This is a genomic window from Gynuella sunshinyii YC6258 (genome assembly GCF_000940805.1).
GTDB lineage: Bacteria > Pseudomonadota > Gammaproteobacteria > Pseudomonadales > Natronospirillaceae > Gynuella > Gynuella sunshinyii.
Window position 1 is genome coordinate 345,803 of record NZ_CP007142.1, and the last position, 13,508, is coordinate 359,310.

The window sequence follows — 13,508 nt, forward strand, 5'->3', positions numbered from 1 at the left end:
AGTTCGAACATGTCAAATACTGTTGTGATTTATTATTCAGGTTATGGACACACCCGTCGCGTAGCAGAATACGTTGCCGAAGGTGCCAAGGCTGAACTGATCGAAATAGATGCAAACGGGGATATCACCGATGCAGCCTGGGAAAAACTGAATGCCGCCGATGCCATTATCTTCGGCTCACCCACATACATGGGTTCCGCTGCATGGCAATTCAAAAAATTCGCCGATGCCACCTCCAAAGTGTGGTTTACCCGCGGCTGGCAGGACAAGGTGTTTGGTGGCTTTACCAACAGCGCCAGTCTCAATGGCGACAAGCAGGTCACGCTGATTTTCATGCAAACCCTGGCCTCCCAACACGGCGGCATCTGGGTCAGTCTGGGCCTGGCTCCTGCCAATACCTTTGATGCCACTCGTAATGATGTGAACAACCTGGGTGGTTCCGTAGGTGCGCTGGTGCAATCTCCTTCTGATCGTGGTGCAGAAGATACTGCTGCCGGTGATCTTGAAACCGCTCGTCTCTACGGCGCCCGGGTCACTGAGATTGCCGCCCGTCTGAAGGGATGATTGTTCTCTGATAGCGTTTAGCACCGTCAGTGCCAGCGAATGGCACTGACTTCTGCACTCCCGATATTTTAAAGACTTCCTTTCAACACAATCTCACTCAAGGCTTTGCGCTGACGTTCCCGTTGATCACGCTGAGCAAACGTTTCTGCCACATCAGTCGGTGCACCAAGATAGCCGATGGCCATTCCGGTCAGTGGTTCCAAGGATCCGGAGATGCCAAACACTTGCCTGGCTTTATCGGGATCAATGCCGATCATTTGATGCACATACAGTCCCCGCGCAGTGGCTTCCAGGGTCAGATAAGCCGACGCGGCACCAAGATCGTGCTGAGCGGCTTTATTGTTCTGACCATTGTGCTCAAACGTATGCTCGGTCAACCCCAATACCAGCACAGGTGCATTACTGGCCCAAGGCTGATTTCCTTCCAGCAACACGCTGTAGATCTGTTGCCAGACTTCAGGACTGCGATCTTTGACTCCGACAATATAACGCCAGGGCTGCGCATTGTAGGACGACATCGTCCAGCGGGCTGCCTCGAACAGAGCAATCAGATCGTCTTTGCTGACTGTTTTATTGGGATCAAATGCATAAGGACTTTTGCGCCGGGATAGCAATTCATGGATAGGAACATCAGTTGGATTGATTACACTCATCAGTCACCTCTGCAATGGGCCAAACTTTCAAAATCAGATCATTTGTTGATCAGCCGGTTTTGTTATCCTGAAAACAATTATCAATCGACCTGCCACCCAACAAACCCGTTTTTCATCTCACCACTCTGCCCGGTTTGCTTCATCATGCCCAGTCTGATCGTTAAAAATCCGTGTAAAAATTTGCCGCCGTTTATGATCACGCTTATGATAATCATTATTGATAAATAACTCGGGGTCCTCCATGCGAATATTTTTGACAGCGATTTTATTCGCTCTCAGTGCCACAGCGATGGCAGACACTCTGGTCTATAACATTACGATCAAAGACCATGTTTTCTCACCGTCTGTAATTACCATTCCCGTCAATCAGCGGGTCAAGTTCGTCATCGAAAACCAGGATGTCACACCTGAAGAATTTGAGGGGCTGGACTTCGATGTCGAGAAAATCATTCCAGGAAAAACCAAGTCGACGGTCTTTGTTGGGCCATTCGCAGCCGGTACCTATAACTTTATGGGTGAGTTCAACGCCGATACGGCGAAAGGCCAGATCATTGTGGAGTAACAAATGATAAGTACGGCAATCATCGTTTTCCGTGAAGTACTCGAAGCGGCTCTCATTATAACCATATTAATGGCTGCTACCCGTGGGGTTCTGAACCGGGGACGCTGGATAAGCGGCGGGGTTGCCGGAGGGGTTATCGGGGCATTTGTGGTTGCGTTGTTTATGGGCGCTATCGCGAATTCATTTGAAGGCATGGGTCAGGAAATCTTTAATGCGGTCATTCTGCTAACAGCTGTGTGCATGCTTGCCTGGCACAATATCTGGATGGCCAGCCATGCGAAAGAGCTGACTACCAATCTTAAACATGTCGGTCACCAGATTAATGAAGGTACGCTACCTCTGTATTCCCTCGCCATTGCTTCCGGTCTGGCGGTACTGCGAGAGGGTTCTGAGGTAGTACTGTTTCTGTATGGTATTGCCGCTGGCGGCAGTTCCAACCTGGAGATGCTGTCTGGCGGCATAGCCGGCCTGTTCATTGGTGCGATAACCGGTGCATTGTTGTACTTCGGAATGCTTCGCATTCCGCCCCAGTGGCTGTTCAAAACCACCAGCTGGTTAATTCTGCTAATGGCCTGTGGCCTTGCATCTTCGGCAGCAGGATATCTCAGTCAGGCCGGGGTCCTGCCAAGCCAGATTCCTCTGTGGAATTCTGACGGTTTGTTATCCGAAAAATCCATCCTCGGAGAACTGCTGCATATCCTCATCGGCTATGAGTCACGTCCTACTGCCCTGCAGTTGTCTTTCTACCTGGCAACATTAGTCGTGATTACCAGCGGAATGATCTGGGCAAACAGATCCGGAACGGTCGCACCTCAGACCAGATCCAGAGGTATCTGACCTCAGCAAAAGGATAGCAGGGCAATTACCAGCCCTGCTGCGATCAATCTTATCTATACCTTTTCTGGCTCCCGCATGTGTAATTGGGCGCTGCAAAACAATAAATAACACCAGTAGTACCAATTTATGGTTCCCTGATGTAGCCTTACTCGCCACGACAATGACTGCTTATCGGGTAATGGCTCACACTGTTGTACCTAAAAACTCCGTTGTTTGAGGCTTTTTTAGACTACTTAAAAGAAATTCTGTTCAGATAGAGTTATCGTAGTAATATCTGGTGTTGTTTTTCACGTCAGAACCATAAAGGACTATTATCATCTCTCCCAAGTTACTTGTATGACAATCAGGATAAAAACAAAGCTATTCATCAGTCATTTTCTTGCGATTATTCTCGTTTCCGGAAGCATCGGTAGTTACTTTTATCAAAGTGCAATCGATAATCTCAAAGAAAGTCTGCGCTCCCGACTGATGTACAGCGCCGCATTATTAAGTAATAACTTCAATTCTGAAGAACTGGAATTACTACAAACAGCCTCTGACACTGAGCGCCCTGAGTATCATAAAAATATTCAGTATTTAAGACAGCTGACAGCTTCAAATCCTGATATTGCATTTATATATGTCATGCGCCTTGATGATGGGGTGCCTAAGTTTGTCATCGATTCAGACCCGGAAAAGCCCGCCGCTCCTGGTGAAATCTATAACCAGACAATTCCCGAATTGATGGAAGGCTTTCAAAGTGTCAGCGTTGACAAGCAAATTACCGTGGACAAATGGGGGAGCTTTCTGTCCGGTTACGCTCCTATCAGAAGCCGAACAAATCCATATCTTATTGGCATTGATATGCGTGCCGATGAGGTCCAGGCAAAACTGGCGGACTTGAAGCAGAAAGCCGTGTTGTCATTGATTGTTTCTTTTATTTTTGCGTATGTATTCAGCATGTTCTTATCCAAAAATCTGGTTAAGCGTATGGATGTCCTTTATCGACGCTGTATCGAGGAAGGCGCACTGAAAGAGAACATCAAAATGGAAAAGGGGGACGAACTCGATCAACTCTCAAATACCTTCGAATATATGATCGAGCACATGCAACACACCCAGAGTGATCTCGAAACTCTGGTGGAGTCGCGCACCTGGGCGCTACAAAACGCCAATCAGGAACTGGAACTCGAAATTTCCGAACGCAAAAAAGCCGAAGCGGCCCTTAAGATCGCGGCCCGTACCGACTATCTGACCGGTTTGATCAATCGTCGGGAAATGGTCGAAATGTTGCATCGGGCTGTTGATGATTATTCGCGTTTTCAACGGCATTTTTCGGTTGTGCTGGTTGATATGGATAATTTCAAGAACATCAATGACAGCTTCGGTCATGATGTGGGCGATGAAGTGCTTAAGGCCATTGCTGAAAAAATGCAAAGCCTGTTACGTACTCAGGACACAATTGCTCGATGGGGGGGCGAAGAACTTTTGATACTCATGCCAGATTTCAAACGCGAAGAGGCCATGCAGCAAGCTGAACGTATTCGTGTTCATCTTGAACTATCAACTTTTCAGGCTCGACAATTTGCACTTCAGGTGACCGCCAGTTTCGGCGTTGCTGAGTTCGATGCGGCCCAGGAGATTGATGCTACACTGAAGCGAGCGGACATCGCTCTGTACAAAGGCAAGGAAAAAGGCAGAAATTGCGTCGCAAGCGAATAGAAGCACCTGACAATGCCAGGGAGAAGATATGGGTATTTGATACCGACAATCAGATCAGTAGATGGTTCAACAGGAAGATAACCACCTATGACTAAGCATTTGTCATGAAACAGTATTAGTGTGACTTGATATTCAGATTGACCTGTTAATTAAAGATTTTTGTGTATTAAAATTTGAGATCGAGATAGCAAATTTCAATAAATCTGCTTGAAATCACCTGTTTTAATTAAATTTGATTCCACCATAGATAGATTTGACTGTATGGAAGAGCTGGCTCAACAACCTTTAAATATCCAGAACTACATAGCCGCGCTGCGGCGTTATAAATGGTATGTGGCCATTGCTATTATCATTTTCACCACTATTTCCGTCGCTGTTGCCGTTATCATTCCTCCTATTTACAAATCGGAAGGTCTGGTGCTGGTTGAAACCCAACAGATACCGGATAAATTAATTCAATCAACCGTTGAGGCCAGTGCTGCTGAGCAAATCGAAATCATCCGTCAGCGGGTTATGACCAGAGAACAGCTGTTGGATGTCGGCCGGCAAATGCCTGCACTGAAAGCTATTGAAGATCAGTATGGTAGCAATACGCTGTTAAAACAGATCCGTGATAACCTCTATATCGAACCCATTCGTGAACGCAGTGGTCGTGCTAATGTTACAATTGCCTTTAAGCTTGGATTTATTTCTGAGAATCCTACATTGGCGCAAAAGGTTGCTGAAAACCTGATCAATCTGTTTCTCAAGGAAAATATCAAAGCTCGCACTGAGCGAGCATCTCAGACGACGGCATTTCTTGAACAGGAAGCCTCGAAGCTGAAAAAACGCCTCGATGAAACTGAGCAGGCCATCGCCAAATTCAAACAGGCTAACCAGGATGCATTACCAGAACATTTGCAATTGTATAGCTCTTCTCTGGCTCGCGAAGAATCAACCGCCCTCGACCTGAAGCGCCAGATTGAAAGCATCAAGGGTGAAATCGAATACCTGACCTTACAGCAAACCGACAGCGGTCAGACTAGCCCGGAGCAGATCCGATTGGCTGAGTTGAAGGATGAATACAAACGTTTGAGTATTATTTATCAGCCCGCTCACCCAGATCTGATCGCGATCAAAGACGAAATTGACTATCTTGAGCGTGGTGGAACGCTGTCGGATTCAGGGTCAACGTCTCCTGAACAAGCTTCTCAGAAAGCGCTCCAGGAAAAAATCAACGCCAGAAATGAAGAGCTCAAACTGGTTCAGGAACAGCTGAGAACGACCAATATCAGAATTTCCAGCCTGGAATCCAAGATCATCAAAATTCCTCAGGTGGAAAGAGAGTTGATATCTCTGAATCGCGATTATGACACGATTAACTCCCAGTACTCCAAACTGGTGTCTGACACGATGCAGGCACAGATGGCGGAAAGTCTGGAACAGGGCTCAAAAGCCGAAAGGTTTACCCTGATTGACGCACCGCGCATACCAACAGAAGCATTTGCCCCAAATCGCAAGAAAGTCCTTGCGGCCGGCCTGGCAGGGTCTTTCGGAGTACCACTGGGCATTATTCTGTTGATCGGCTTTCTGGATAAGAGCATCCGTGGCACCGAGACTCTGGAAGCAACTCTCGGATTTCCACCGCTCATTGCCATCCCATATATACACACCGACGCAGAACGCCAGCGAACCAAACGGCACAACATATTCATGATAGGAGGTTTGGTTGTGATTGCCGCACTCGCGGCAATGACGATACACCTCACTTATATGCCATTGGATTTATTACTGACTAAAGTAGTACAACGTTTTTAGTGGAGCATTGATTGTAGTGGCACATTCAGATAAGACAGCCTCATCGATAAAGAACATTGAGTACACGCAAACTAAAATTTTGCCTGTTTCAGCCGATAAGCTGAGAGCTAACAGAATCGTTGCTCATGACCCAACGGATCCCAACGCCAGTTTGTTTCAGGTACTCAGAACCAAGGTGCTTCAGGAAATGCGCTTAAACAACTGGAACACTCTGGCAATTACCGCCCCGACACCTGGCGCCGGAAAATCGATGATTTCTGTGAATCTGGCGATCAGTATTGCCATGGAAGTCAATCAAACAGTTCTCCTGGTCGACATGGATTTTCGCAAACCCTCTATCCACAAATATTTTTCGGTCAAACCCAAATATGGTTTACAGGATTGTCTGCAAAGCGGTGTTCCAATAGAGGATGTGCTGTTTAATCCGGGCTTTAATCGTCTGGTGGTATTACCTGGCAGACAGGGAATTATGAGTTCGTCTGAGCTGATATCATCGCCGGAATCGACTCAGTTAATCAGGGAATTGAAAGAAAAATATGATCAGCGACTGGTCATTTTTGACCTTCCACCCTTGTTTGTTTCAGACGATGTTATGGTATTTCTACCAAATGTTGATTGCTCTCTGCTAGTCGTTGAAAGCGGTAGAAACAATAAGGATGAAGTACAGAAATCTGTCGAGCTGCTAAAGTCCAAACCCCTGTTGGGTACGGTTTTAAACAAGGAAGCGGTATCCCAGAAAATCTATTTTTATTAACCGGCAATTCCGTTGACCGATTAATGCTACCATTGAATAAGTGTAATATTGGACATGCAGTTTATTCTGCACAGCAGTAAACCGAATTAGGAATCAAGATGATCATATCTGTGTTTTTGCAAGGTATACGTCCAGGCTGTCGCTTTGTGTCTATGCTGTACATTGCATTATTGTCTGTGATTTTACTCAGTGCCTGCGTATCAAACGAGCCCGTCGTCAATGCTGCGACCGACTCACAGCCACAACCTCTGCTATCCGGTCCTCAGGTTGCCAGTACGATTTCCGAAACGTACACCATTGGAGTCGGCGACACATTACAAATTGATGTATGGAAAAACCCTGAATTATCCCTGTCAGTACCCGTCAGACCGGATGGAAAAATCTCAATGCCGTTAATCGGCGATATCCTGGCAGCCGGGCTCACCACTGAAGAACTGACCAGCTCCATTACCGACTCATTGAAAACCTATCTAAAACAGCCTCAGGTTTCTATTATTGTCACCAACCCATTCAGTGCAGAATATCAAAGAAGAGTACGTATCAGTGGAGCAGTGGGAACACCACTTTCCATCCCATTCAGAAATGGAATTACGGTTCTTGATCTGGTACTACTGGCAGGCGGTACGACAGAATATGCCAATGGCAATGCCGCAAAACTGCACAGAACAATCGATGGTGTTCTGACGGTTTACCCAATACGTCTGGAAGATATTCTGACCAGGGGGGATCTGAAAACAAATTATGCACTGATCCCATCAGATATTGTTACCGTACCAGAGAAGTCATTTTTCAGCGGTTCCCAATAATAAAAAATAGGGAGACGTCTGAATATCACAGTGCCAATGGTCATTTTCTTTGCCTGCACAACCATCTTCAGGCAGGATGAAAGCAAACATGCTATGACAGAGTTGTACAACGATGCAGCAGATAATTAAAACAATCACTTTGTTGTCCCCATTAGTGCTGATTCTGGCAACACCCAGCCTGCAAGCCAGAACCAGCGTTAACAGCTCAATGAGTATTGGGGGGTACTACATTCAGTCCGATCAGGACGACCAGGAAGAGAGCAGTTCAGGAAATGTTGCGGAGCTTTTGATCGGCATTAATTCCGAAGGCAATCGTTATCAGCTTAACTCGCAATACAGTGGCAATTATGTCGTTGATTATGAAGCTGACCGCTCTAATTTTTTAGCCATCGGCTCAACCAGTCTTACCCTGGGCAATCCCGCCCGCAACTATGGTCTGCGATTCTTGCACTCCGCCAGACAGGTAAATCAGAATGACACTCTGGACCCTCTGGATCTCGACTTTACCAACACGGTGAGCGTCTCACCTTTTGCAGGCTTTGAAGTGGGCCGAAGGACCAATCTGGATGTCTATTCCCGTCACAGCTTTTTATGGAATGTAAATGAAAAGCTGAGTGCCCGTGACAATCGATTGGGTACTAACCTGGTACACAATATTTCAGACACACAGAGCACCAATCTGCTATACCAACTCAACTATAATGAGAGTTTAGGTGATAACGCAGACAATACTCTGATCCATTCTGTTCAGGCGGGCTGGCAACGCCAATCCAGGAAGTTGGAGACCTCTGCATATATTGGTTTCGACTTTACTGATTCTGATAACAGCGACGATACCAAAATTATCACCTTTGGATTACGTGAACGCTATCAAGATACAGACTATTCCTGGTCACTGGGATTTCGCCGCGGTGTGACTACAGAACTACTGGAAACCACCGAAACCAATACCACTGATACCGATACCGAGAACTACCGCAATACGGTTGTGGAAGATCGCCTGACCGCAGAATTCAACTCAACTATTTTATGTCGCGCCTGCCAACTCAGCAGCAGCGTCATTGCCATTCGCAGCAATGACTACGATGCCAACGACAAAGACTCCAACCTGCTGTTCAACCTGGGACTGGAACAACGGCTTCGGTCAGATACCTCTGTTCAATTGAGGTATCAAAGTGCTTTGGATTATGCGGGCAGCTGGTTCTACGACCAGATATCAACACGAAACACGTTTGGTGCCGGCTTACGCTATGTGTTTACCCGTAAGCTGTCAACCAGCCTGAGTACCGATTATGCGATAGAGGATGGAGATTCTCAGTTGATCGCAACTTTGAGTCTGGCCTATTTGTTTTATTAACAGACAAACGACCTCCATATTGGAATTATTCACCACCAACATGGAGATCGTTTAAGTGTTATTTCAGGCAAATACTTCTGCACTGGCAAAACTGAGCCCCTGGGCATCTTTGTCAGAAACCTGAATAGTCAAACCGTCTGCAGGCCACTGAATATTCAGTTCCGCATCATTCCAGATAATGCTTCTTTCCAGTTCAGGTGCATAAAACTCTGTTGCTTTGTACAGGACAACCGCCGTTTTGGACAGTGTTAAGAAGCCATGGGCGAAACCTTCCGGTATCCACAACTGCTTTTTATTTTCTTCAGATAAAACTGCACCGACCCATTGCCCATAGGTCGGCGAGCTTTTGCGAATATCGACAGCAACATCAAAAATACTGCCGGACACTACGCGCACGAGCTTGCCCTGAGCTTTATCCGGCAATTGGTAGTGAAGTCCTCGCAACACACCTTTTGAAGAACTGGATTGATTATCCTGCCCGAATACAACACTTCGGCCAACTGCCTGCTCGAACACCCGCTGATTAAAGCTTTCATAAAAGTAACCGCGACTGTCACCAAACACTTTGGGCTCGAACAGTTTGACATCGTTAATTTCTAAAGGGGTGACTTGCATTTAAAATGTCTCTTCTTCAAGAACTTTCAACAAATACTGACCATAGCCATTTTTTTTCATTGCCAGCGCCTGGCTTTCCAAAGCATCAGCCGTAATCCACTGACTCCGATAGGCCACTTCTTCAGGACACGCAATTTTCAGACCCTGGCGTTTTTCCAGCGTGGCAATATATTGACCCGCTTCCAATAAGGAATCATGCGTACCGGTATCGAGCCAGGCATATCCGCGCCCCATGATTTCTACCCGCAGTTGCTGCTGCTTCAAATACAGTAAGTTGAGATCTGTAATTTCCAATTCGCCGCGCGGAGATGGCTTCAGTGATTTTGCCAGCTCAACAACCTGTTCATCATAAAAATAGAGCCCGGTTACCGCATAACTGGATTTAGGCTTCTCAGGTTTCTCTTCAATGGATAACACCTGCCCCTGTTTGTCGAATTCCGCAACACCATATCTCTCGGGATCATGAACATGATAAGCAAATACCGATGCTCCTTCTTCCACTGCATCTGCACTTTTCAACAGCTTATAGAAATCATGACCATAAAAAATATTGTCTCCCAACACCAACGCAGAACTGTGTCCTTTCAGAAACGTCTCACCAATCAGAAAAGCCTGCGCGAGACCATCTGGAGATGGCTGCACTTCGTAGTGAATTTCAATACCCCATTGACTGCCATCCCCCAACAACTGTTTGAATCTGGGTGTATCCATAGGCGTCGAAATAATCAGAATCTCTCTGATACCACTTAACATGAGCGTAGTCAGAGGATAATAAATCATGGGTTTGTCATAGACGGGTAGCAGTTGCTTCGATACCGCCAGCGTTGCCGGATGCAGACGTGTACCTGCACCACCGGCCAGAATAATACCTTTTCTCATCTTTCACTTACCTCCCTGAAGACAAATTTCACGTATCGCCTTATCAGCATGTACCTGCCAGTCAGGCATAACCAGATTAAAATTCTTACAAATCCTGGAGGTGTTCAATCGTGAATTTAATGGCCTTTGCGCAGCACTGCCATATTCAGCCGTACTGATTGCCGCAAGACCACGATCGTTGATCGTTAACGTCATCCCCAGATCTCTGGCCCGGGAAAAAATATACCGGGCGAAATCCAGCCAGGATATTTCTCCATCAGGGACCAGATGATAAATACCACTCAACTGCGCCCAACGGTCATGGTTCGTTTGTCTGACATGATACAGGGCCAATGCGGTTACCTGAGCAATAAACTCTGCACTGGTCGGGACACCGACCTGATCATTAATAACCGAAAGTTGATCCCGTTGCTGACCAAGACGCAGCATTGTCCGTATAAAATTCGCTCCGCGACTGGCATAAACCCAGCTGACGCGAAACAGCAGATGATGACATCCAGACTCTGCTACCGCCTGTTCGCCAGACAACTTTGATTGACCATATACGTTTAACGGTCCGGTATCATCCTCTTCTTCATAAGAATCTGTTTTGGTGCCGTCAAATACATAATCTGTGGAGTAATGAACAAACCACCCCTTCAGTTCCGCCATCACTCTGGACATGACAGCCACCGCATCGGCATTGATTTTATGCGCCAACTCCACTTCAGTTTCGGCTTTGTCCACTGCTGTGTAGGCTGCCGCATTCACCAGAACATCCGGCTTCTCGCGATATAGTAAAGCCGCCAGAGCTTCACTGTCAGTAAGATCAATATCCTGACGTCCGCAGGCAATCAACTCTCCCAACGGAGCGAGAGAATGCTGCAACTCCCATCCAACCTGGCCGTCTTTTCCCAACAATATAATTTTCATGAGTACTGTTTATCCACCCAGTTGCGATATTCACCACTGGTTACCTGCGTGACCCAATCCTGGTTTGCAAGATACCACTGAACGGTTTTACGCAACCCCGTCGATATGGTTTCAGACGGCTCCCAGCCAAGTTCACGCTTAATTTTGCTGGCATCAATAGCATAGCGCTGGTCATGTCCGGGACGATCTTTCACAAACGTAATCAATTCGGAGTATGACTGCGCTTGGGGAACCAGTTCGTCCAAGGTCGCACAAATCTGCCTGACCAGATCGATATTTCGCTGTTCCGCGTTACCACCAATGTTGTAAGACTCACCGACAGTTCCCTTTGTAACAGCTAGATATAGGGCTCGGGCATGATCATCCACATACAGCCAGTCCCGTACTTGAGAACCATCGCCATATATCGGTAATGATTTACCATTCAATGCATTCAGAATAACCAGTGGGATCAGCTTTTCAGGAAAGTGGTAAGGACCATAATTATTTGAGCAATTGGTCAAAATAGTCGGTAACTGATAGGTTTTGTTCCAGGCTCTAACCAGGTGATCTGCAGATGCTTTACTGGCGGAATAGGGCGAATTTGGCTTGTAACGGGTCGTTTCTGTAAACAGTCCTTCTGCGCCCAGAGAGCCAAAGACCTCATCAGTGGAAATCTGGTGATAACGGAATTTTGCCGCTTTCTCTTCAGGTAATGATTGCCAGTATTCAAGAGCAACCTGCAGCATGACATAGGTGCCAATGATATTGGTCTGGATAAATTCAAGAGGTCCGAGAATAGATCGATCTACGTGTGATTCAGCGGCCAGATTCATAATGTAGTCGGGTTGAAAATCAGTAACGATGGCCCTGATGCCGGTTTCATCTTTGATATCCGCCTGAACAAACCGATATCGACTGTTACCTTCAACCTCTTTAAGGTTAGCAAGATTACCAGCGTATGTGAGGGCATCCAGACACAGCACTTCGTGTTCTGTCTCTTTAAGCAGGTACCGAACCAGCGCAGATCCAATAAATCCGGCACCACCCGTTACGATAAACTTCATTTTCAGCATCCTTCAGTCATGTTTGTACGTATTAAATGATACTGACATGCACAGGTCAAAACCTTCCGGTCAGAAATCTGAATAAGAGAATACAACCAAACTTCATGAGCAAAGTGTTACTTTTTTGCACACGATATAAAAGCTGTTCTTGCCACAATTTGAGAGTGTCGAAAATTTTGACATTTCGAGTTTACAGGATTTTCAAAAATCACATAAATTATTGATATTGTTGATTTTTATTTTTATGGCCACAATATTGCTTATACGAATCGTGCGTTATCAATGAGGAATGAGAGAAGCCTCGCTTTTTGGACGCTACATTAATTCAAGACAAGGGAAAGGTGTTACGAAATGAAACTCATACCAGCGTTTATCGTAATTGCAATTTTTTACGGCATCATGATCGCAGGTACGTCACAAGCATCAGTCTCAGGGAAGATGTTTAGTAAAGAACTGCCGGTTTCTGAGCAGACTACTAAGAATAATGCCCCTGTGATGCTGGCCAGTACCAGCTTAAGCAATGACATTATCGACGCAGATTCTTTTGCTAAGACCAACAATAATCCGGGAGCATTGGCGAATACGCCTGTTTCAGCTTCTACTGCACTGAGCCTGTTGGGGTTAGGTCTGATAGGTTTTGTTGCAATCAGTCGCCGTCGCAGTTAACGGCTGGTTTTGACTGATATATTCTTTTAATAACAAACGTAGATAGTGATTTTAAAAGCGCCTGGCAGGGTTAACCTGCCGGGCGCTTTGCTATGCCCGACTCTAACAACGCCAAATTCATGGCAATTCAACAATCTTACACTGTCGATATATTTGACTTCTCTTGATAGCACCCACCCCATACCAGGCTCTTCCGGATTTCGGTACTGTCGTTCAAACCATCGGTCAATGGCCTGCTCCAACGCTAATCCAGCCCAAATCAATGAATAGTTTTTATTTGTCATTTTTAAATTGACAAATAACTTCGTACCAGAATTTTCCTTTTTATATAGAATGTTACCAATATTCATCAGGACAAG

The 13,508-nt window shown here is 46.1% G+C and carries 15 protein-coding genes; 9 read left to right on the forward strand and 6 right to left on the reverse strand.

Features of this window, described 5'->3' with window-relative positions:
• The first annotated feature begins 9 nt into the window (after nt 1–9).
• Complete coding sequence (locus tag YC6258_RS01620; RefSeq protein WP_044615497.1) at nt 10–564, forward strand: flavodoxin family protein; 555 nt, start codon at nt 10–12, stop codon at nt 562–564.
• Between the two features lie 68 nt (nt 565–632).
• Here YC6258_RS01620 and YC6258_RS01625 read toward each other — a convergent pair whose 3' ends face one another.
• The gene (locus YC6258_RS01625) at nt 633–1,217 is read right to left on the reverse strand and encodes a nitroreductase family protein (protein ID WP_044615498.1); all 585 of its coding nucleotides are present in this window, start codon (nt 1,215–1,217) and stop codon (nt 633–635) included.
• Between the two features lie 241 nt (nt 1,218–1,458).
• On the opposite strand from YC6258_RS01625, the gene YC6258_RS01630 reads away from it, so the two are divergent.
• The 7 genes from YC6258_RS01630 (at nt 1,459) to YC6258_RS01660 (ending at nt 9,031) form a co-directional block, all read left to right on the forward strand.
• Complete coding sequence (locus YC6258_RS01630) at nt 1,459–1,779, forward strand: cupredoxin domain-containing protein (protein WP_044615499.1); 321 nt, start codon at nt 1,459–1,461, stop codon at nt 1,777–1,779.
• Nucleotides 1,780–1,782: 3 nt separating this feature from the next.
• Nucleotides 1,783–2,616, forward strand: coding sequence for an FTR1 family iron permease (locus YC6258_RS01635; protein WP_044615500.1), 834 nt, complete (start codon nt 1,783–1,785; stop codon nt 2,614–2,616).
• A gap of 336 nt (nt 2,617–2,952) precedes the next feature.
• A complete protein-coding gene (locus YC6258_RS26895; protein ID WP_052829992.1) occupies nt 2,953–4,317 on the forward strand; it encodes a GGDEF domain-containing protein in 1,365 nt (454 codons plus the stop codon).
• Nucleotides 4,318–4,578: 261 nt separating this feature from the next.
• Complete coding sequence (locus YC6258_RS01645) at nt 4,579–6,114, forward strand: GumC family protein (protein WP_044615501.1); 1,536 nt, start codon at nt 4,579–4,581, stop codon at nt 6,112–6,114.
• A gap of 79 nt (nt 6,115–6,193) precedes the next feature.
• The gene (locus YC6258_RS01650; RefSeq protein WP_211264609.1) at nt 6,194–6,868 is read left to right on the forward strand and encodes a CpsD/CapB family tyrosine-protein kinase; all 675 of its coding nucleotides are present in this window, start codon (nt 6,194–6,196) and stop codon (nt 6,866–6,868) included.
• A 98-nt stretch (nt 6,869–6,966) separates the two neighbouring features.
• On the forward strand, nt 6,967–7,674 hold the full coding sequence (locus YC6258_RS01655; protein ID WP_211264610.1) for an XrtA/PEP-CTERM system exopolysaccharide export protein: 708 nt from the start codon (nt 6,967–6,969) through the stop codon (nt 7,672–7,674).
• 112 nt (nt 7,675–7,786) lie between these two features.
• On the forward strand, nt 7,787–9,031 hold the full coding sequence (locus tag YC6258_RS01660) for a hypothetical protein (protein ID WP_044615502.1): 1,245 nt from the start codon (nt 7,787–7,789) through the stop codon (nt 9,029–9,031).
• A gap of 63 nt (nt 9,032–9,094) precedes the next feature.
• Here YC6258_RS01660 and rfbC read toward each other — a convergent pair whose 3' ends face one another.
• From rfbC to rfbB, 4 genes are read right to left on the reverse strand one after another with little or no spacing between them, the layout of a single operon-like run.
• Nucleotides 9,095–9,646 (reverse strand): dTDP-4-dehydrorhamnose 3,5-epimerase, encoded by a 552-nt coding sequence (gene rfbC / locus YC6258_RS01665; RefSeq protein WP_044615503.1) that lies wholly within the window; start codon nt 9,644–9,646, stop codon nt 9,095–9,097.
• Nucleotides 9,647–10,525, reverse strand: coding sequence for a glucose-1-phosphate thymidylyltransferase RfbA (gene rfbA, locus YC6258_RS01670; protein WP_044615504.1), 879 nt, complete (start codon nt 10,523–10,525; stop codon nt 9,647–9,649). It abuts the gene before it with no gap.
• Between the two features lie 3 nt (nt 10,526–10,528).
• On the reverse strand, nt 10,529–11,437 hold the full coding sequence (rfbD, locus tag YC6258_RS01675; protein ID WP_044615505.1) for a dTDP-4-dehydrorhamnose reductase: 909 nt from the start codon (nt 11,435–11,437) through the stop codon (nt 10,529–10,531).
• Nucleotides 11,434–12,483 (reverse strand): dTDP-glucose 4,6-dehydratase, encoded by a 1,050-nt coding sequence (gene rfbB, locus YC6258_RS01680; RefSeq protein ID WP_044615506.1) that lies wholly within the window; start codon nt 12,481–12,483, stop codon nt 11,434–11,436. The genes rfbD and rfbB overlap by 4 nt, the downstream gene beginning before the upstream one ends.
• Before the next feature lie 351 nt (nt 12,484–12,834).
• Here rfbB and YC6258_RS01685 point away from each other — a divergent pair, with 351 nt between their 5' ends.
• Nucleotides 12,835–13,149 (forward strand): hypothetical protein, encoded by a 315-nt coding sequence (locus YC6258_RS01685; RefSeq protein WP_044615507.1) that lies wholly within the window; start codon nt 12,835–12,837, stop codon nt 13,147–13,149.
• 26 nt (nt 13,150–13,175) lie between these two features.
• On the opposite strand, the gene YC6258_RS01690 is transcribed toward YC6258_RS01685, so the two are convergent.
• Nucleotides 13,176–13,499 (reverse strand): hypothetical protein, encoded by a 324-nt coding sequence (locus tag YC6258_RS01690; protein ID WP_044615508.1) that lies wholly within the window; start codon nt 13,497–13,499, stop codon nt 13,176–13,178.
• Nucleotides 13,500–13,508: the final 9 nt, after the last annotated feature.